The 20,668-nt window shown below is 39.9% G+C and carries 19 protein-coding genes; 10 read left to right on the plus strand and 9 right to left on the minus strand.

Annotated elements, in window-relative coordinates; all coding sequences use genetic code 11:
* The first annotated feature begins 54 nt into the window (after nt 1-54).
* The 5 genes from CLV95_RS09215 to CLV95_RS09235 all read left to right on the plus strand — a co-directional run bounded on the left by CLV95_RS09215 (nt 55) and on the right by CLV95_RS09235 (nt 4,797).
* Nucleotides 55-669, plus strand: coding sequence for a MotA/TolQ/ExbB proton channel family protein (locus CLV95_RS09215; protein WP_002732150.1), 615 nt, complete (start codon nt 55-57; stop codon nt 667-669).
* A 22-nt stretch (nt 670-691) separates the two neighbouring features.
* Nucleotides 692-1,096 carry an ExbD/TolR family protein gene (locus tag CLV95_RS09220; protein WP_002722169.1) on the plus strand — a complete coding sequence of 135 codons (405 nt, stop codon included), beginning with the start codon at nt 692-694 and terminating at the stop codon, nt 1,094-1,096.
* A gap of 18 nt (nt 1,097-1,114) precedes the next feature.
* On the plus strand, nt 1,115-1,753 hold the full coding sequence (locus CLV95_RS09225; protein ID WP_002722212.1) for an energy transducer TonB: 639 nt from the start codon (nt 1,115-1,117) through the stop codon (nt 1,751-1,753).
* Nucleotides 1,754-1,926: 173 nt separating this feature from the next.
* Nucleotides 1,927-2,385, plus strand: coding sequence for an LIC_20196 family exoprotein (locus tag CLV95_RS09230; RefSeq protein ID WP_002731420.1), 459 nt, complete (start codon nt 1,927-1,929; stop codon nt 2,383-2,385).
* 12 nt (nt 2,386-2,397) lie between these two features.
* Nucleotides 2,398-4,797, plus strand: a complete 2,400-nt coding sequence (locus tag CLV95_RS09235; RefSeq protein ID WP_002732135.1) for a C1 family peptidase — start codon at nt 2,398-2,400, stop codon at nt 4,795-4,797.
* Nucleotides 4,798-5,287: 490 nt separating this feature from the next.
* On the opposite strand, the gene CLV95_RS09240 is transcribed toward CLV95_RS09235, so the two are convergent.
* The 3 genes from CLV95_RS09240 to CLV95_RS09250 form a co-directional block, all read right to left on the minus strand.
* Nucleotides 5,288-6,643, minus strand: a complete 1,356-nt coding sequence (locus CLV95_RS09240) for an EAL domain-containing protein (protein ID WP_002722253.1) — start codon at nt 6,641-6,643, stop codon at nt 5,288-5,290.
* Nucleotides 6,644-6,731: 88 nt separating this feature from the next.
* Nucleotides 6,732-8,150, minus strand: coding sequence for a UTP--glucose-1-phosphate uridylyltransferase (locus tag CLV95_RS09245; protein ID WP_002722171.1), 1,419 nt, complete (start codon nt 8,148-8,150; stop codon nt 6,732-6,734).
* On the minus strand, nt 8,138-8,545 hold the full coding sequence (locus CLV95_RS09250; RefSeq protein WP_002731450.1) for a hypothetical protein: 408 nt from the start codon (nt 8,543-8,545) through the stop codon (nt 8,138-8,140). Before CLV95_RS09250 ends, CLV95_RS09245 begins: the two co-directional genes overlap by 13 nt.
* 51 nt (nt 8,546-8,596) lie before the next feature.
* On the opposite strand from CLV95_RS09250, the gene CLV95_RS09255 reads away from it, so the two are divergent.
* Nucleotides 8,597-9,568, plus strand: a complete 972-nt coding sequence (locus tag CLV95_RS09255; protein ID WP_002722178.1) for a hypothetical protein — start codon at nt 8,597-8,599, stop codon at nt 9,566-9,568.
* 244 nt (nt 9,569-9,812) lie between these two features.
* Here the strand turns inward: CLV95_RS09255 and CLV95_RS09260 are convergent, their stop codons facing one another.
* Genes CLV95_RS09260 through CLV95_RS09270 form a run of 3 tightly spaced genes read right to left on the minus strand, consistent with a single transcriptional unit; the run spans nt 9,813 to nt 13,732 of the window.
* Nucleotides 9,813-10,382: a CsgG/HfaB family protein gene (locus CLV95_RS09260; RefSeq protein WP_002722249.1), complete on the minus strand. Its 570-nt coding sequence runs from the start codon at nt 10,380-10,382 to the stop codon at nt 9,813-9,815.
* The gene (locus CLV95_RS09265) at nt 10,383-12,509 is read right to left on the minus strand and encodes a 7TM diverse intracellular signaling domain-containing protein (RefSeq protein ID WP_107694931.1); all 2,127 of its coding nucleotides are present in this window, start codon (nt 12,507-12,509) and stop codon (nt 10,383-10,385) included.
* Nucleotides 12,506-13,732: a TraB/GumN family protein gene (locus CLV95_RS09270; protein ID WP_026054827.1), complete on the minus strand. Its 1,227-nt coding sequence runs from the start codon at nt 13,730-13,732 to the stop codon at nt 12,506-12,508. Before CLV95_RS09270 ends, CLV95_RS09265 begins: the two co-directional genes overlap by 4 nt.
* Nucleotides 13,733-13,906: 174 nt before the next feature.
* Here CLV95_RS09270 and CLV95_RS09275 point away from each other — a divergent pair, with 174 nt between their 5' ends.
* From CLV95_RS09275 to CLV95_RS09290, 4 genes are all read left to right on the plus strand, one after another.
* Nucleotides 13,907-14,413 carry a chemotaxis protein CheD gene (locus CLV95_RS09275; protein WP_002722220.1) on the plus strand — a complete coding sequence of 169 codons (507 nt, stop codon included), beginning with the start codon at nt 13,907-13,909 and terminating at the stop codon, nt 14,411-14,413.
* 6 nt (nt 14,414-14,419) lie between these two features.
* Nucleotides 14,420-15,271, plus strand: a complete 852-nt coding sequence (locus CLV95_RS09280; protein WP_002722244.1) for an HDOD domain-containing protein — start codon at nt 14,420-14,422, stop codon at nt 15,269-15,271.
* Complete coding sequence (locus CLV95_RS09285) at nt 15,268-15,807, plus strand: shikimate kinase (RefSeq protein ID WP_002722209.1); 540 nt, start codon at nt 15,268-15,270, stop codon at nt 15,805-15,807. Before CLV95_RS09280 ends, CLV95_RS09285 begins: the two co-directional genes overlap by 4 nt.
* Before the next feature lie 115 nt (nt 15,808-15,922).
* On the plus strand, nt 15,923-16,819 hold the full coding sequence (locus CLV95_RS09290) for a tyrosine-type recombinase/integrase (RefSeq protein ID WP_002722257.1): 897 nt from the start codon (nt 15,923-15,925) through the stop codon (nt 16,817-16,819).
* Between the two features lie 1,257 nt (nt 16,820-18,076).
* Here the strand turns inward: CLV95_RS09290 and CLV95_RS09300 are convergent.
* From CLV95_RS09300 to CLV95_RS09310, 3 genes are all read right to left on the minus strand, one after another.
* A complete protein-coding gene (locus CLV95_RS09300) occupies nt 18,077-18,883 on the minus strand; it encodes an SDR family NAD(P)-dependent oxidoreductase (protein ID WP_002722184.1) in 807 nt (268 codons plus the stop codon).
* Nucleotides 18,884-18,895: 12 nt separating this feature from the next.
* Nucleotides 18,896-19,996 (minus strand): MBL fold metallo-hydrolase, encoded by a 1,101-nt coding sequence (locus CLV95_RS09305; RefSeq protein WP_002732109.1) that lies wholly within the window; start codon nt 19,994-19,996, stop codon nt 18,896-18,898.
* 66 nt (nt 19,997-20,062) lie between these two features.
* Nucleotides 20,063-20,431: a hypothetical protein gene (locus tag CLV95_RS09310; protein WP_002732124.1), complete on the minus strand. Its 369-nt coding sequence runs from the start codon at nt 20,429-20,431 to the stop codon at nt 20,063-20,065.
* Nucleotides 20,432-20,668: the final 237 nt, after the last annotated feature.

The following is a 20,668-nucleotide window of genomic DNA, read 5'->3' on the forward strand; positions in this document are numbered from 1 at the left end:
TACAGTTTGAACCTTAATGGTTTTATAAAATAAAGTATATTAGAGGATCCAATTATGACTATGTTTTTAGTTGAATACGGCGAGACGTTCATTTTTATTGTCATGCTCGTAGCCAGCATTATCGCTCTTGCAGTAGGAACAGAAAGAATTCTAATTTTTCGCAGAAATCTTAGAAATACTGACGTAGTTTTGCCTATCTTAACCTCTGAAATTAGAAAAGGAGATTTTGGGGCCATAAAAACCGTAGCAAGTGAACATCCTACAAATATATATGCAAAGTTTTCCCAGTTTTCCACAGAAAATTACGAAGTCGGGCACGAAGCCCTTGCAGAATTGCAAGAAGGCAAAATCATAGGAGAAAGAGTTGAGCTCGAAAACCATCTTCCCATTTTAAACACTTTAGGAAATAACGCACCTTTTATTGGCCTACTGGGAACGGTGCTTGGTGTGATCAAAGCCTTCTACGGATTAGGAACGTTAGGAAGTACTGGAGCTGAATTCGTAATGAGAAGTATCTCTACAGCTCTTCTTGCAACCGCCGCTGGGTTAGGAGTTGCAATTCCGGTCGTAATGGCGAATAACTATTTTACTCGTAAATTAAAGGTCATTCAGGCAAATTTGGAAATTCTTTCCAAAGAGTTTCTTGCAAGTCTTTCCCGTAAGAAATAAACTTATAAGGAGAAGGTAAAACATGGCAGGTTCTGCTCCCTCCGGCGACGGAGAAGAAATAGGTAATATTAATATCACTCCGATGGTGGATGTGATTCTAGTTCTTTTAGTGATTTTTATGGTGACCGCTAACTTCTTAAAAAAAGAATCCATCAACATCAATCTTCCCAAGGTTGCGGCGGCAGATCCGAACGTAGCTCAATCGGTTCAAGTCGCTTTGACCAAGGACGGAAAAATTCTGATAGAAGGAGCGGAAGCTTCTATAGAAAAACTACAAGCTCAACTTGAAAGAGATTCTAAAATTAAACCGAATATGCGTCTGACTCTTTCAGCCGACTCTTCTCTTTCGTATGGGAAAATCGCAGAAACGATGGGAGTGATTCGTAAAGCTGGAGTTACTAGAATTGCGCTTTCGGTAAAACGTTAAGGGAAACGGGACAGTAGAATGGTAAACGTTTCTGAAATTAAACAAAAGATCATTCGATTCGGCTTGTTCCGATTTTGCCTGATCGCGTCTTTTACTTTGCATTCACTTTCAATCGGAATTTACTTCATCGCGACCTATATTCCCGATGCGGAGATCTCTTCCGAGGATTTGGATGCTCAGGACGTGGAAGTAGACCTAGAAGACATTCCCCCCGAATTGATTGGCGGGACCTCTTCTCCTGCTCCCGTTGAAAAGCAGGAATGGGTGGAAGGTTCCGACAAAAATGCAGATGATCCGATCGATGAGGATTTGAATCCGAACGCTCTTTCTGGAAACGGAACAGACAAAGACGGATTTTTATTCTCCTACAACGGAGATAAAACTCCGACTCCGATTATCGATTTTGATTTGAGAGATTTTTTTCCGCCTCAAGCAAAATCCGCCGGAATCGTAACAAAACAAGTTGTTGTCGTTGTTCAAATCGATGAACAAGGAAACCTACAAGGAGCAAAAGTCGCTTCCGGAAAGGCAGGCTTTGGTTTTGACGAAGCGGCACTTAAAATCGTCAAACTGGCGCGCTGGAGTCCTGGATACGTCCAAGGCAGACCGACAAAAATGTCGCATCGAGTTCCGATTCATTTTAATCTCGAAGAGTGATTTTATTTCAAATCTCAAGCTCTTCGAGATTTCCATTCGAACTATATTTCGTTCTCCATTCTTTTCAAGAATCAAAAGTTCTCTTCTTTGAAATTTAAAAAATTCCTTGCGGAGTCAAATTGTAAGTTCATACTTCATTTTTGGCTGAAAGAAATCAGCCGATGGAGACAAAGATGAATTTGAAAGCGTTTGCTTGGATCGGTTTACTATTTTTTACTTTGCCGCTTTTATCGGTACCAACTCCCCCTACCCTGGAACATCAGGTTAAAAATTCTGATTACATAGCCCTCACTCGAATCACAAACGTTCGCGAAAAAAAAATTTCCGAAACTTCGATTTCCGTAATAGCTACAGTTGAAATTCTAAAACCCTGGAAAGGTGGAGAAAAACTTCCCACTAAGTTTGAAATCGGATTTATGATCTTTCCGGAGCTTTTAGGAAAATGGCTGAAAGCCGCTCCTCCTGAAGGGGATTATATTTTATTTTTAAATCAAAAAACGGTTAAGGATAGCAAAGGAAATGAATCACAATTGATTACACTCTACGAACCCCATCCCTTTGCGTTTAAGGAATATTCCAGAGAAACGGAAGATAAAATCCGGGAAATAGTTCAATTCCAAAAAGGGAATTAAAAGGAAAAATATATGAGAATTTTAAAATATTCTATTCTAACATCGATTCTTTTTTCACTCGCTCTCAATCCGGTTTTTGCACAACCGTCGACTCGTTCTTTGGGGATGCAACGGGAATCCTCCGAACTTCTTTCCTCGTTAAGGGACACGAATCCGTACGGAATTTCTCACAGAGGGCTTGCTTCGAACGTGGATCTTTCTCCTTCCATGCCTCCTGTAGGAAACCAGGGAGAACAAGGCAGTTGTGTCGCTTGGTCCACTGCCTATGCAACTAAAAGTTTCCAAGAATATATCGAAAGAAAAGGTTCCAAGGATTGGTCTCTCAGAACCCCCGAAGGAAATCCGAATTACAGCAAAATCTTCTCGCCCGCGTTTATCTATAATCAAATCAATGGAGGAAGAGACAACGGATCCTTGATCTCCGATGCAATGCGTGTGATCGTGGAAATGGGGGCAGCACCTTGGGATACTATGCCCTATAATTCCGCCGATTACAGAACCCGCCCTTCTCAAGCAGCAATTGACGCCGCTTCCAAATACAAAGCTAAAGAATTTTTAAGAGTGAAAACGACGGACATAACCGAAGTGAAAGCACAACTTGCGGAAGGTAAGCCGGTTGTCGCAGGAGTTTTGGTTTATGAGAATTTCTTTAATCTGAAAGGAAATCAGATTTACAAAGAGGGTTTGGGCAAAACCTACGGAGGGCACGCAATCGCGATCGTCGGTTACGACGATTCTAAGAATGCCGTAAAATTCATCAATTCTTGGGGAACGGATTGGGGCGACCAAGGTTACGGCTATATAGACTATCGTTGGTTCATTCGAATTTGTCAAGGCGCCTTCGTAATGATCGACCAAGTTGAAACCGTCAGCGATCAAGGAAAGCCGGATTCCACCACTCCCGAACCTACTTTGGTGGTGAGTGATTCCAATCCAGTAGCACCCTCTTCTATTACCGCTTCTCAAGGAAGTTTTACGGATAAGGTTTTAATCAACTGGGAAGTCGTTCCGAACGCAGTCGGATATGAAATTCACAGAAAGGGTCCAGGAGATTCTAATTTCGGGAAGATCGGTTTGGCGAGCACAAATAGCTTTAACGATGACGGAGTTCAGCCGAATCTCGCCTATAGATACAAGATTATGACTTTAACGGATTCTTCCGTTTCCGATTTATCGCAAGGCGAAGTGATTGGGTTTGCAAAAACGGAAGAGCTAAAACCTCCTCCCAAGGTTTTGGGGGTAAAAGCGACACAAGGTCAGTACGACAACAAAATCGAACTCACTTGGGAACCGGGAGGTGCTTCTTCCGAATATCAAATCTTTAAATGGAATAAGGCTCAGAAGAGATACAATCCGATCGGGAACTCCAAGGTCAACAGTTACGTGGATCATTCTGCGGCAAAAAAAGGTATTGTGGAATTCTATGTGGTCTCCGGAAAACTTGGCGGAAAAACTGGAGAACCTTCTGATGCAGTGAGCGGTTTTACGGCCCAACCTAAGACCCCTCCTGCAAAGCCGTTGGGATTAGTTGCAAGTCGGGGTTCTTATCAAAATAAAGTGGAATTGAAATGGCAGAAAGTTTCCGGAGCTTCCAAATATTTCGTATTTCGATATGTAAAATCCGGTTGGATTGGAGGAGGAGCTTGGGAAAAAATTTCCGAAACGGGAGCGGAAGAATTCATCGATGAAAATCTGCCTGCTCGATTCGCATACTATTCTGTAACGGCCGTAAATTCGGAAGGGAAAAACGGTCCGTTCTCAAGTTTTGCCTATGGATATACCGATCCCAACAAACAAAGAGGGGTAAAAGTCACTTCTCCTGAAAACTTAAAAGGTGTTATAGATATAAAAGCGGCTAAGATAAGTCTGACCTGGGATAAAACGAAAGAGGCATCAGAATATTATGTTTTTCGTAAGAAAAGAGGAGAATCAAAATGGACTTTTCTCGGTTCTGCGGGAAATAAAAACGATTACGTGGCCGCCATCCCGGAGAAGGAAACTTTATTTCTTTATTCTGTGACCTCAAAAACCGATCTCGGAGGAGAAAGCGAAAATTCCCTTCCCGTGTCGGCCGTAATTTCTACCGCAGTTACCGCTCCTAAGAAAAGAACGTTCGGTGGAGATTCCACTTTGGAAAAATTCAAGGGTCCTTGGACTGCAATGGCCTGGGACGGAAATAATGGAGTAAGCCAAGTACTTTTAGAAATCGAAAGCGAGGATAACGTCACATATGCCGTAAAGTTCAATAAGAAAAAAATCTTCGAAGGTAAATATGTGGAAGAATCACCGATTATCGATAAGGACGGAAAATTCAAAATAGAAATTGAAAAATCAGGGGATGCTCTTTCGGTCACAATGAAAGACGCATCAATTGTAAACCAAAAGTCCAACTTATCTTTTCTAAAAGAATGAGGAAATCGTTGATTAAAAGTTAGCAATATTCTATCGCACTAATCTCTCTTAAGCCGGAAAAAGTGTTTGAAATCGTGGTATTAAAAATGAGCAGTGCCTACAAAGGGAACTTTCTGTTTACAAAATCCTAATTTTGTAAACAGAAAAAAATTACAGGAGTTCCACCATCACCTCTTCTACACCCCACGCGGGTGATGGCGGTTAATGCAGAACTTGGAGCTGCGACGGAAGGCAACAAGCGGAAGCGTTTGTGGATGGCCCGTCGTATTTTCGAAGAAGCGCTGTGACCCGTAGAAAGCAGCACTTTAATCCAGAGAAACTCAAGGTGAAACGCTTGTTACGAAAGCGTTTCAGATCGCGAATAATTTTAGCCATGAAGTTTGCAAGTGATTCGCCCAAACTTTTTTATATCGAATTCACGTTAAATAAAACTTAACTCGGAAGGTAAGCGTATAAGATTTTTAGATTCAATTCTCACATAAACTTTTATTTAAGAAACAAGTTCCAGTTCTTTTGCAAGTTTGAAGATATTTCCTTTTTTACTTAGTCTGAAAAGAAGTTCTTCTGAACTCAAAATTTGATTTACGATCGTTTCAGGAAGATTCTGCATGTCCTTAAAAATTTCCTTATACTCTTCGACGGAAATCTTCTTACAAAATAGATTCGTTTGAAAATAATAAACTTGGTGTGTAATTAAGAAGTTCAAGGAATCTATGTCTTCCAAAGCCTCGGCTGTGATAATCGCTTCCCGATTGTCAGAAAGTCTTCTGCAATAATCTATAAATGCTAAGTTATCCAAGAATTTGGTAAGATCCTGATTGGCCTTAAATTTAAAACTGATGGGATCAAGTTTGAATTCTTTAATCATTTCTCCCAAATCCAAAACGATCTGATGGCTTTGACTTTTAACTCCGAAATCATCCGCCGCAAAACTGATGCCGAAATTCCAAAATCTCTTACATACACTCTTGAGTGTGACATCTACCTCTTCGTACGGCTTTTCGATTAATTCCATTCTTATGAGAGCCGGATTTAGATTTTGATTGAGAAGAAGATTATGAAAACGAGTTACCTTTTCGTCTGTATCGAACGTATCGATAAGAGTCTGTGGAGAAATGTTGAATTTTAAAAGACCAGGAGCTCCGTTACAGCACACCGTCAATTTTTCCAAAATAAGAAGTTCGATTCGATTTAGATCCTGATCGTGAGGAATATCCCGAATAAGATCTGCATAACCCGAGTATGCTTCTCCTCCGACAAAAACCTCCCCTCCTTTCATAGAATACGTATGTGTCTTGTGGTTGTAGTAAATAATCGGCTGAATGACAGCATCCGCTTTTTCGCCGGCAAAATAATCATTGACCCGATTGAGATAAGTCCAACTCCAACGGATGAGATTGTCCTGCAAATTTTTGAGTGAAGAAACTTCCAATTCATGAAAAATTTCGTCCACATAAGAAATATAATTACATTGGGTTCTTGCGATTCCGAAATCGAAATTCATAGAACCGTTTTTGATTGAAATTTCTCTGAATCGTCCAAGAAGCGAATCAAAGTTTAAAAATCCGTTTGAGCCGCCGCTCATTTGACTCGGAGCAACTCCGATCAGCAGATTCTTTTTATCTCCATAACAATAATAAGAATAGTGATTTTCCACACCGGGACACAATTCCGATATTTTGATTGGAACAAGTTGTAAAAAATCGATAAAGGATAAGGATTTTATATCTTGAAATCGAAGAAGAACAATCGGCTTACCTCTGTTTTCGTTGATAAAGACATTCTTGAACTGTTCAATTTCACCTTCGTCAAAGGATCGAATCTTCAAACTTTTAGAAGTTGTCATTTTAACCTTATTCAAAAAATCCGTCAGTCTAAAATCTGAACACCGATTCGTTCCAATAATTCCAATAAGAGATCCTCTTTGTAAAGCCTTAAAAGGAATATTTTCCGGACTCTAAAACTCCCGATCCCAAGTCCGATATTCTACGAAGCCCGGAACCGGTGTTCTGGATCACTACGTCACCTATGATCGAGACTTTTTGATCGAATAGCACTTCTCCCTGAACGATGAGAGAAGCGCAATGCACCAAAGAAGGGATCTCCGGAAAAAGTCGATTGAAGTCTTGGATTTTCTTGTAGTATTTTTCATCCAAAGTAATCAATACTTCGCCTAACCCCGATTCCTTCCTTGCGTCGGACATCGTCATCGAGTAGTTTTCCCAAAGATAATACGCGTCGGATCTTCGGGCAAGATAATCCTCACATTTTTTTACAGGAGTAAATCGATCCCTGGGAATAATGATCCCCTTGATCTTATTAAAATTTCGGATCGCAGATCCCATTGCGGTTTCAAGCTGAAGAACGTCTTTTCCTTCAATTGTTTTCGGATTTACGATCAGAGAAAGTTCAAAATTACCTTGAAGAATTTTTTCCCGAAGAGCAATTAAATCGATCCAGAGGTTGTTGGTCGAAAAAGTTCTAAATTTGCCCAAACCTTCAAATTCGTGTATGTGTTCTTGAGGAACTTGAGCCGTTTCGAGAAGTTGGTAATTCTCCAGTTTTCCATGAACGATTCTTTTGTAAATCGCCCCGCCTTTTTTATCGGCAAGAGTCTTCGGAGTCATTTCCATACAGAATTCCAATTTTTCTTTCAACATATAAGAAAGAATTCCTGGATGCACCGTAGCTCCTAAATTATCTCCGTTAGATACGAACGCAACTTTATATCCATTTGCAATGAGAGTGTCCAAAAATCCCGTCTCTAAAAGAGAAATCCAAATATCTCCGTGGCCTGGAGGACACCATTCGTCATCAGGATTTTTGCACACAATCGGCGTTAGATTCTCTTTTAAAAGACGAGGTACTTTATGCTGTAAGAAAGAAGTCGGGAATTTTTGTCGGAACCCGATTCTTTTCAGTTCCGCCTGACTTTCACTTTGTGTATTGAAACTGTCCATCAGAATCAAAGGAACAGACACGTTATATTTCTTTTGAATGAATTCGGATTGTTTGGCGACGATTTCTAAAAAAGACATTCCGTCTTTCAGTTCAATCAAAGATTTAGGACTGGAAAGCCCCATCGAAGTTCCGAGTCCTCCGTTCAGTTTGATAATAACCAGATTCCTAAGGATCGACGGATTCGGGGCATTTTCTTTTTCGATTTGTTCGAGAGAGATCTCGTCCGTAACCGGATCCAGATCGCCTACTTCTTCCCAACGAACAATTCCAGTTTCTCCATTTCGAACCAGATCCGTTTTTTTCAAAAAGTCCTGGATGAAAGCGGGGGACAAACCTTCCGCAGCCATTTTTTTTTGGATGAGCTCATCCACCTTTAATTTCATCGAATCCATCGAACCACCGATCTGCTATTGTATTGTTCGTCGAACTCGGTAAACTCAATCAAGAATTTCTCGGATGGGTTCGAAGGTTCATAAAAAAGCTTTACTCTTACTTCTTTTCCTTTACCGGGAATCGCCTTAGGGACTTCTTCGTTTTCCGAATACAAAGGAAGAAAAACGAGATATGTATAGATATAAACGATAGTTTTCGGAGTTTTTTTATAAACCAAAACTCCCTTACCCGTCAAATCGTGTTTTAAAATTTTCGTATACGGAACCGGAAACGACTTTCTCCAAGTTTCCTTGAAATTTTTTTCCATACCGAAATGTGTCGGAATATTTGAATAGACAACGGAGGGTAGAATGAAAAAAATCCACAGGAAGAGAATCAGCTTCTTTGTTTTCATGAAAGACTCTGACAGTCTTATCTTTTCACTCCATAACTTCAAGCCATTCTCATGAAAAAAATCCTACCTACTCTTAGAACGTTTTTTTATTTCCTTTCCGAAATTTTAGAATTCATGTTTTCTTTAATTTCTTCGTTATTCCCCTCGAGTGCGGATCCAAGTCTTTCCAAAGGAGATATTTACATCGTAACCGGTTATCTTTCGGGAACTTTGTTTTATTCCAAGCTACACAAGGCTTTAGAATTGAAAGGGTATCAGCCTAAAATTCTGAGAATCCCTCCTTTTTTGTTCAACACGAAAAAAGCCGTGGAAATTCTCGCAAAACAGATGGATCAAATTCCCTCTAAATCCGTTCTACTTGCCCACAATACGGGCGGACTTTTGACTTTGTTACTTCCGGATCGAAGCCGTCAGAAAATCCGAGGACTCGTAACTTTAGGAACTCCGTTTCGAGGAAGTTATTTGTTTTCCATTTTTCCCTTAAGCGGTTTATATTACGGTTCCGAGTATTTGAAAGAACTCTTTAAAACTTTTTTATTCATGGACCGTTTTCATCCTCTTTCACCTTTAAAAGAATTTATCTTTCTCCCAGCTTCTTCTTCCATTTATGGCGAAGGAAGAGATCTTTGGTTCGATATCCCAGGAAACTACAACCAAGTTCGCAAAGCGGAAAATATTCGAACGATTTTAGAATTTCTTTCGTTCCATTATCCGAGTGCGGTCGCGCAGGAATTCGAAAAGCAAACGATTCCTATAACAAAAGCCCAGTTACAAATATTTCAATCCGAAACTTTAAAAGGAAATCTTTCGGTAAAAAAGAAATCGGCGAAAAAACGTAATTTGAAATCAAAACCACCCGTTAAAAAAAATGTTACGGCAAAAGATCAAAAGACCCCCAAAGGAAAAACGAAGTCCGTCGTGAATCCGCAGGTTGTTCGCTCCAAAACGAAAAATGTGTCTAGAAAAAAGCCGGTTTCGGTTTCCGGCAAAAAGAAGTCGGTAGCGAAAAAGAATAAGCGTTAGGCGAAATATATGAGAGAATAAGCTCCGAACATTGTCTGTTATATCACGAGAAGACCCGAAGGGTGGAGGTTTTACCCTATGAACTTTCTAAGAGCTGGTCTCAAAACCTTAGGATGTAGGAGCTATTACAATCTTAAACGACAGGAAAAACCTTCAATACGACGGTTTCTGTGGGAACTTTCACGTTTTTTAAAAACTTGCCGGATCGTTTAGAGATATTTTTCTTCAGGTTTTGAGACCGGCTCTAAGGAGCCGTAGTAATAGAACGATACTGACTGTAAAGAGTATCGTCCGAATCAAAGACGGATTCCGACAAGGCAAGAATTTCTCCCGACTGAAGAGATACGACTCTCAATTGAAGTAAAAATGTCTGATCGTTGAATTGGACCACTCCCAAAAGTAGAAGATCCGTTCCCGATAATTTCCCGATCTCCGAATTTTGATCTGAAAGTACCAATCCGGACTTTTGAAAACTTTGCTCGTTGATGAGTCGCCCCAATTGAGACTTTTCCACAAGTGCAATCTTTTCCGGTTCATACATTTGTGGCAGAAGTTGAGAGGAAATCGTGGTTCCTAAAACGGTAACCAAGCCGTTTTCATTTAACAAAGGGAGAACCGTAAGTTTTAACGCGCCTTTTTTTTGGGGAAAATAAGTTTGTCGGTTGAGGTTGATCTGTTTTTTGAGCGCGGTGGAAACTTCCTGCAAGACCACGCCTAAAGGTTTCGGAAGATTCTTTTTCGAAGAACGTCCTGCAACCGTACAATCTACGAAAAATAACAAAAGAAATAATATTACAAAAATAAAATGTTTCATTTAGAAATACTTAACCAAGGTAACTCGGTTCCCTGTAGAATTGAATTTCACTACGTCGAAAGTGGAAAGTGCAAACGCGATTCCTCTAGTCCGTAAAGTCGTGTTTTCATTCGTTTTAGAAAGAGCATTCCGAACAATTCTCGCGTGATTGAATCCTTTCCCTTCATCCGTAATTCTATAACCCACCTTTTGACTGGAGAGAAAATATTCCACGAGAATTTTTTTATCCCTGTAATGTGGATCATTCTGACGAGTTAGGATAAATTGAAAATAATTTCCACTTTTTAAGGATCTGGTCTTATCTTCGTCGGATATATTAAGATTTCCGTGCTCAATCGAGTTGACGAGTATTTCTCTAAGGCCCGTCCGAATCGAAAAAACCACAGCAGGATTAGTAAAACGTATAAGATTAAACGTAAGTCTCTGACTCAGAAGTTCCGCGTTTTGAAGAGAATTGTCCATTGAGAACACGATTCTTTCCTCATCTAGAAATCTCCCTATCAGATCCCGATCCGGTTCAAAAGCTCTTCCTAAGATATCGCGACCGTATTTGTGTTCCAAAACTTGAAGGCGAACCTGTAACTCTTTCGGCTCCTTCAGATATTTCTGAACGAAATCGACTCGGAAATAAACTGGTTTTCTCGTGGAATACAACTCTTCCATCTTTTCCATTACATACAATTTCTTGAATACGTCCTCCAAACTCCCTGTTTTATACACTAGATCAAAAAAATTTTTACCGATCACATCCTGCGATTTAAAACCTAAAAACGTAGAGATAGACTTATTACTTCCTGTAATCGTTCCGTTGAAATCCAAATCGAAAAGAAAATCTTCCTCGCCTTCGTATAAATTTTTATACTGAACTGCAGATTGTTCGTGTCTTTGCTTCAAAAGGCCTAAACTAGTCATTTGCATTTCTAAAGTTAAGGAAAGTTGTTTGATCCGGTCTGCCAATCCCAAAGAAAGAAGAGCGACTTCAATCGCGGATCCAATCTGCAAGCCCCATTGAGTAAAAAAGTTATCTGAAAACACTCCAAAGGCACTCATCGCGTACAAAAAACTCCCCAAAATCAAAACGGACCAAGCCATTAGGAAAAATCGAGCTGGGCGATGTCCTTTCCATACACATTGAAGACTGTTGGTCAAAAGCAAAGTTAAAACAATCAAAAGAACGATAATACTTGAAATCACGCTGAACGTATAAGTGAAAAAAGTCAAAGAACCGGCACAACCGAACCCACAAATCGCTATGATTGGATAATAAAATTTGTTCGTGATCGGAGTCATTTTAGAAGATTCCAAAAAGGATTTTCCAAACAAACACGCCGCAAGAAGCGCGGAAAACATAAAAAACGGAAGGCTTACGTTCCCCCATCTTGGATTATTAGGCCATAAAAACTGAAAGGACAAACCGTTCAGAGTCATCTGGAACAGAATATCAAAAAATATGAATATACTATAATAAAGATAACTTATATCTCGAATCGTAATCAAAAGAAACAGATTGTAAATAAACATCACAAACATCGTTCCGTAGTACAAACCTAGGACGGTATATTCTTTTGCGGTTTGCTCCAAAAATTGGGTCCGTGAATACGCGGATAAGGGAACAATAAGCGAATTTTTGGATTCGATTCGAATATAATAGTCATTTTTGGAAAGAGGAGGTTCGCTCAATTGAAATGGGAAATTCCGATTTTCTGCAAGTCTCGTTGCAAACGGAAGTTTATCTCCAGAAACCACCAGAGGTGAAAGCCCGTTTCGAACGGAATAAAACTGCAAAGAGTCGATCAGACAATAAGAGAATAGAAGAACCCAATTTTTTGTTCTCTTTTCCGAATTAGAAACCGGAATCCGAACCCAAATCGCTGCATCAGAGTATCCGAGGTTAGTATTGAACAGCGGAATCGATTTCCCAGACCGAAAGATACTTTGAATCTCGGAAAAAGAAAGTTCCCCCGATTTGTCTTCGTAATACGTTAGATACGGTTGAAGATTCCATCCTTTCATTACCGCATTCGGTTCGAATTCGGCGGACGGTTCGGAATGAATTGCGAAAAAAGCTCCGGAACAAGCCAAAATCAAAAAGAAAATGGCCTTAGATTTCCGAAGCTCGGAAATCACATCAATCCCTTAAGAACTCGGAATAAGTCTGCAGTTACAATAAACGTACCGATACTACTCCCTATTTGAGGAAGCATAAACACAAGAAAGATACGAATCACGTTATTTTTCCAATATCCTTTCCAGTGTTCCGAATCCTGGGCGATTTTTTCGAAGTCTTCGACAAGTGGTTTGCGCAACCAAGACTCGCATAACGCGGCAACCCAGCCCGGCTTGATAATCGGATTAAAATTACCTACGGGAGCCGCAAGAAACGCAAGGATCACGGATAGAGGGTGCGCGAGAGAAATAATAGCACCTAATGCGGCAAGCCCGCCTTTGACTAAAATCCAACGAAGAACTAATTCCTGACCTTGTTGTCTGCCTCCGAAATAGAAAACGGTTAAAATCAGACCGAAAAAAATTCCCGGAATCAAAAGACCTTTCCAACGATCCAGAGCCGTTTTTCGAGGTAAATGATCGAGACTGGAAATATCCCTCTCTTCCCAGACGTGATTCATGATACCTTGCAAGTGACCCGCGCCGACTACGGCAAAAATTTTCTTCCCTTCCTTTGAGGCGTCTCGAATCTTTTGAGCGAGATAGGAATCCCTTTCGTCGATGATTACGTTCTTAATAGACTCGTAGCGTTTCGGAAGTTGGGAAAAAAGATCCTTGAGAACATCTTCCGATTTCATCTCTTCGATTTTTTCCTCGGAGACGTCCTCTTTCACAAAAAGAGAAGCCAACAGCGCGGAAAGAAGAAACATACGATTGAAAATTCCGATGTTCCACCAGGCTCTTTTGAGAGTCGTTGAAATTTCTCGATCGATTGGAACGATTCTAGCGCCGATTTTTTCACCTTCGCCGATCGCCATTCTCATCTCGTCCCCGGGGCGAATAGAACCTTTACCGAGTTTTTTTTGGAACGCGGAGAGAATAAGGCTTGAAAGGAGAAGATACATCTTTCTTTCTTTAAAAACTTTGAATATATCTAATTTTTTCCAGTGTTCGTTTTCCTTAAGGGAACGCATTCTGGAGTTACAAAGTTCAACGCAAACCATGTCCGGCTTTTCTTTCCGGATGATTTTTTGAACTTCGTCTATACTCTTTTGACTGATATGTGCAGTCCCAAGAATCGTTACGTTCGTCTTGTCCAGTTTAAACGTTTCAATCGGTTCCGAGCCGGAGACGTTTTTTTTGTGTTCGGATTTTATCTTACTTTTAAGTGCCGCTTTTACCATTCCAAAGGCAATATATGGAATTAATATCCGAGAGTAAAATGAAATTCTGCCGTTTTTAGATTCAAAAGCATCTACTTCTTCAAATTGTCTCAAAAAAGTATTGAAGAATTCGAGAGCCTCCTATAAAGTCTTGTTACACTTTTATAACTAAAATGACCGGGAAACGGGATACAAATGCTGACAAAAGGATCAAAAGTAGTCAACGTAGGAATCGCCGATATGCAGGGAGCACAGTCTCCCGAAATTTTGAGAACCACTCTGGGTTCTTGCATCGGGGTGGTATTTTACGCTCCTGACAAAAAGATAGGAGCAATGGCTCACTTTATGCTTTCCAAAGACCCAAGCGGAAAAGATTCACAAAAGAATCCTTTCAAATACGCAGAGACTGCAATTCCTCTCTTGATCAAAAAAATGAGCGAAATGGGCTGCAACCACGGAGAATACTCGGTAAGACTCTTCGGAGGTGCCTCCATGTTCAAAGGAGTTCAATCCAGTTTTTTACAAAACATCGGAGAACAGAACATTCTTATCGCCAGAACTATTTTGGAGCAAAGTAAAATTCCTTTAATCTTAGAGGATGTCGGAGGGAACGACGGTAGAACTATCAGCTTGTATTTGGACGACGGCCGGGTTCTTTTAAAAAAAGGCGGGTTTGAAAAGTATCTCTACAAGGTCAGGTAAGAAAAGATGAAAGAAAAAATAGACCAACTTTTTTTAAACGACGCTCAACTTCCTAGAATTTCGTCCGTAGTTACGAAAGTAATGCAAATGGTGCAAAAACAAGATGTAGCGATTCCGGATCTAGCAAAGGAAATTTCACACGATCCGGGTTTGACAGCCGATGTAATTAAACTTTCCAATTCGGCCTATTATCGAGCGGCAAAACCAATCAAAACCGTACAAGAATCTCTAATGACTTTAGGAATCAAAACGGTAAAGGATATCATCCTACTAACCGCGGCGAGAGGAATTCTTAAAAAAGATCTGAAAGGTTATCAGATAGAAGCGGAAGATAACTGGATTCATTCTCTCACAGTAGCGGAACTTTCCAAAAGGATCTGTGAGCAGAAAAAACTTAAAATCGGATTGGACCTCGCGTTTACTGGCGGTCTTTTACACAATATAGGAAAAGTGATTCTCGCCGATTTTTTTCCCGCCGTGATCGCCAACCTTAGGGAAGAATTAAAAACTCATTCTGTTTCGTTCGAAGAATTAGAAAGAAAACATTTCGGATATTCCCACGAAGAAGTGGGTGAGAAATTATTAGAAAAATGGAATTTTCCAAAAGAATTGATTCATGTGGCACGGAACTACAGCCAACCCGAAAATGAAAAAGAATTTCAGGAATTGGTATCCGTAGTTCATGTAGCTCATTCGATTTCCATAGCAGCGGGAGTAGGAATTGACATTGCAGGCTTATCCACCCCGATTTCCAATAAGGCCTTGCAAATAATAGGAACTACCGACTCTGATGTACAAATGTACTATACGGCCCTTCCGGAAATACAGAAACACATCCGCGAGTTGATTCAGGCTTGAGAAAAAATTTTGCTCTGATCGGTCCGAGAGGGGTCGGAAAATCCAAAATTTCTCGCAAGCTTTCTAAAATAACAGGAATGCCCGTAGTATCTACGGACATGATTGCAGTTTACGAGATGGGAGGAATTTCCATTCCGGAATTCATTCAAGAAAATGAAGGAGATTGGAAAACTTTTCGAGACTTAGAGTTCCAGATCTTAGTAAAACTCAAAACCTCCCGTGGAATTATCTTAGATTGTGGAGGTGGTATTCTATTTGATTTGGATACCAAAGGGAAAGAGGTCCCTAGTAGCCGCAAAATTGATCTTTTAAAATCCATTGCGGTCGTTTTTGGGCTTTCCAAGCCCACGGAAATTTTAGTGGAAAAGATTCAAAACGACCCTACTCGCCCTCCACTCAGTGCAATTAACTCTTATCGGAGCATAGTAGAGAATCGATTGCCCCATTATCGAAGTGTTTCGGATTATTATCTTGAAATAGATGATTTGAAGGTGGAAGAGGTTTGTTCTAGAATTCTGCACAAAATCGAATATTGAATTGACACATTTTGGCGATATTTGGTTCCCTTTTTCCAAAGCTTTTAGAAAAAGAATGTTAAAATCATATAAAAGCAACTCACGAGTCTCATTACTAAATTGGCAGGGAAGAAAGATGGCAGAATTGGACGTTCCAAAAAAGAACAAACACTCGGTTGAAAGACTAATAAAGATTATCCGCCAGAGAAATTATAAAAAAGCTACGGCTTATACTTACATGAAATATAACTTAGATTTTCTTCATTTTGCGGATAAACCCGCAGAAAAGATCACTGTGAAGGATTTGAACCGTTATATGGATCATTTAAGGAAGAGAAAAGTATCTTCTTCTACCATTCAGATCAACGTAAGTTCTTTGAAAATGTTTTTCGAAGACGTAATGAAAATGAATCTATTTCAGGATTTTCAAAGACCCGTACGAGAATATAACAATCCGAATGCAATTACTTATAAAGAAATGCAGAGTATTTTAAAAACTGCGTCATCTAACGCGAAACACGAGTTAATGTGCGGCCTGGTGTATTTCGGAGGCCTTCGTGTCGGTGAATTAATTACTCTTAGATGGGCTCATTTGGATACAAAAAGGAAATCGATTCACATCAAAGTTCCGGTTCTTTCCCAATCTAGAACTGTAGAAATCCCTGCAGAATTAGGGACTCTGATCAAGAAATATGAAAGAGAAGTCATCTCTTCCTCGAGCACATATCTGTTTCCGGGAAAAAGTTTAGGATCTCATACGACATCTAGAAACGTGGAAAGAATCATTTCCGAAATAGGCAGAAACTCCGGGATTTCAAGTCCAATAACCGTTTTCACTCTCAGACATAGTAGAGCTCTACATTTGATCGCCGACGGTTCGTCCTTGAATCACGTGAAGGATTTTCTAGGACACAAAACTTTGGCAAGTACTGAATCTTATTTACCGGTAAAAAGGAACCTAAGATCTTCGGTCAGAGAAAAATCAAGGCAAGAAGCCCTTAAAAATATCCGTAAAAAGTTTAGGACCAGTTAAATTCTAAATCCATTTTAAAAAAGATTCCGAATTTTCCTACATCGTTCTTTGTAAAATGTGTATCTAAAAGTTTGTATTGAAACCTGAAGAGAAATCACAATTGTCAAGTCGCCAATAGCAATATGTAGCAGTTCCTACAGATTGTGTTTCTCTTTTTTTTGGAAAGTTTATGGATTTTTAAACTGTCTTTTCACCGTTATAACTCGGATGCATGAAAAGAATATTGTAATAAGTTTATTTTAAAAGTTAGAATGTTAGATCTTTTTCAAAAAAGCCAACAACTCTATTATGTTGCGCCCATCAAGAAGTATGATTCTTGAACATAAGGCGGTTCCGAGTATGATATTCTTGAATCGACAGAGTTAAGAATGTCGGTGGGAAAACTAAAACAGCATTGCTTCCTACGAGTCGCAAAGCGAGGTGGTGAAAAGGCTTGGTAGTTTTTTCTCTATCAGAAAATCATACTTTTTGTAAGTCAAAAGCCTCGTTTTTTGCAGTAAGCTGGCTGTGATAGTCCGCTTCTCGCTAATTCTTGAAATCCGTTTGCCCAGTCGATTCCTGTTTTTTTCATTCCTGTAGTATATACGTTTAAACATATATTGAAAAAATGTTGTTCGTTGGGCGGTTACTTTCTAACTTCGTCGCAAGTTACTCTTAGAGTGAAACTCAACCTGTAACATGACCCTTAAGATACATTACAGGAATTATTTATATAAAAAATAAAGGGTTTGATATAAGAAACATAGAAGAAGCGAGATACCTTGAGTTTCACAAAAATGTAGAAATTACGACGGAAATTTAACAACGGAACTTAGAGCCCGTCTCAAAACCTGAAGAAAAATATCTCTCAACGATCCGGCAAGTTTTTAAAAAACGTGAGAGTTCCCACAGAAACCGTCGTATTGAAGGTTTTCTCCCGTCGTTTAAGATTGTAATAGCTCCTACGTTCCTAAGGTTTTGAGACCGGCTCTTATTCGAAAGCTAATAAATAACGTGAGTTTGAAGTAAGAACATTTATTTTTCTAAAAACAAATTGGAATCTGAACTTTGTAAATTTATTCTTAAAATGTGAGATACCGCAAATTATGATTTTATGAACAAATTCAAAAGAGTTTGTTCCAAAACTGTTCCGTCTTCTGTGGGAGTGGTATTGCCACAACACTGTCATTAGTCCTTTAAACGTGGGAACTCCTACATTCTTTTAAAAACTTACCGGACCGTTTAGAAATATTTCTTTTCAGATTTTGAGATAGATTTTTAGTTTTTGGTATAAACAAATTGTTTTTTTAGACCTTTTTTTCGGAGAATCGGGCCCAAGATTGCGGCAGTTGCAGGGAATAGGTTTCCGATCTTTGCAAGAATACCACGACCGTTAGGGATCAAAATTTCAAGCGGCCTTTTGGCAAGAACCTTACCGAGGATGATTTTAGAAACCTCTTCCACCGTTAAAATCCTACCCCCGGAAAAAGTCATCGAGGCCTGTTTATAATCCTTTTGTAGGTCCAGCATCGGAGTTTTAATCGCGTCAGGACAAACGACCGTAACATAAACATTCTTTTCTCTCAATTCTTGAGCAATCGCAAGGGAAAAACCTCTCACCGCAAACTTGGAGGTAGAATATAAAGAAATTCCGGAAATCGGAGCAACTCCCGCCAAGGAAGCGATATTTACGATATGCCCCGCCCCTGCCTCTACCATTTTAGTTGCGGCCTCCCTCGTTCCGTACATAACTCCCTTTGTATTGATATCGATATGCCGATCGATATGATTCGGAGGGACTTCATAAATATAGCCGGGCAACAAATAACCTGCAACATTGAGAAGTACATCGATCTTACCCCATTTTTTGATCGCAAGATCCATTACTTTTTTCCAATCGGCAGGAGAAGTTACATCAAGCTTGGAAACAAGTACCCGATTTTTCTCATTTTTCCAGGGAGCCGCGAATTTTTTAAGTTCCTTCTCATTGATGTCTGTGATTAAAATCGAATGCCCGGCGGTAAAAGCTTCTTCTGCTAATTTTTTTCCAAGGCCACCCGCACAACCTGTGATGAATAAAATCATTTTTCATTTCCCTTAAATCACCGGAGAACCGAAAGACAATCTTCCGAAACTAAAAGTAGGGGCCGTCCCTGGAAACAACCAGTAACTTGTCATTTCCGAAGAAGGCATAACGTTGTAAAAGTCCGAATTCCTGGAAGAAATTCCCGCCATTTCTTTTTCTTGAACCATGGAAATATATTGCTCCAACCCGCTTTCGAGCGTGTTTCCGTTTAAGATGACTTCCATACCGGTCGTCTTCGCGTATTTTTTTACTCCCGGGATCCGGGACTTTAACGGAGAATAACTATCTGCACTAACCCCGTTCTCGCTCGAAACAAAAATTCCCTCGGGAGTATGAGCCACAAGAGAATGGTTTCCCGCAGTATGTCCCGGAGTACGTATCAAAGCGATTCCTTGTCCCAACGAAACGTCTCCGTCCAAGACCAGAATCCGATCACTTGCGACTCCTCCGGTTCCATTCGGACAATACCAATCGGCTTGCGGAGGAAGAAGTCCCTGAACCGAATCCCATTCTTGTTTCATTACCAAAAGTTTTGCGTTCGGGAAATAGCCTTTTTCTCCGTTTGCTCCCAACCACTTACGGATATCCTGTGTATGAAGGTGATCATAAGAAATATAATCGACTTTTTCGGGAGAAATCCCCGCGTCTTTCAGACATTCTTCCACTGTGCTTAAAATCGGTGCGATGATCTTTCTTCCGATGGATTGAAACGGTCCGAAAGATTCGGAAAGTCTTTTAAAAAACGGGGTCTCCGTATTTCCATCCAAATCCGAAGGAGAAAATAAAAGCGTTTTGATTCCTTCCTGAGTTTTATACTGGATGATGAATAATCGATTGAGAATATGCATGTACGGAGTTGGAAGACTGTAAGCATTTAAAAGTGCATAACGTGTAGGATAAGGAACTCTGATTAAATCGTAAGACCTGTAAAAAATCACTTGAGGACCGGAGAGCATTTTCTCCCGAAATTTGCGAGCTCTTCTTCGAACGTCTTCCAGACGATCTACCGGATGAGGTAGATCCCTAGAACCTAGAAAATCGTTGATGGATCGAATCGAAGTATCTTTCTTTTTCTTGGAAATCCCTTTTACCGTGGATGTTTTTTTTGCCATATTTTTTAATCCCCTTAGATGTTTTAGATTATACTTCTTAGTTTCATTTTCGAAGGTGAATAGAAATCAAAACGGTTTGTAAATTGCGACATACACTACAAGAAGGCCAAGGAGAGGAAATCCGAACCAAAATATTTTTCCCAAGGCAGGTTTTTTATAAACCACCGTCAAAAGCCCGCCGTACGTCAACCAGATCGCAAATTTTGCAATCACCCACCCCGGCCAAGGCCAGATGATCCCAAGTCTTGCCAACATTCCGAATCCACCTAACAAAATTAAAAAGAGGCCGATTCCATGTGTAATGGCTACAATTTTGCGATTGGAAAATTCTTTCGTACCCCCATTCAGAACATGAAGCGTAATTCCTCCGAGAGCGGTAAACAATAGAAGAATTCCAAAAATATGAATCATTTTATAGACTGTATAAGAAATCATAGGCCGGTTTTTTCCTCAGTTCAAATTGATAGTTAAAAAGATTACTCAAAAGCTTTCTGTTTTATTTTCCGAAACACGACCGACAACTCAATATAAAGAAAACTTTACACTGTCGTTCTTAACATAGGGAATTCCACAGTAAATTCCGGGTGCTATTTTTCCCGGACGGATTTTTAAAGACAATATCGAAATATTTCTGCAAGAGTCGAAATCCCTTAAGAAGCGTCGCATCACGGA

This window comes from Leptospira borgpetersenii serovar Javanica (genome assembly GCF_003046425.1).
GTDB lineage: Bacteria > Spirochaetota > Leptospiria > Leptospirales > Leptospiraceae > Leptospira > Leptospira borgpetersenii.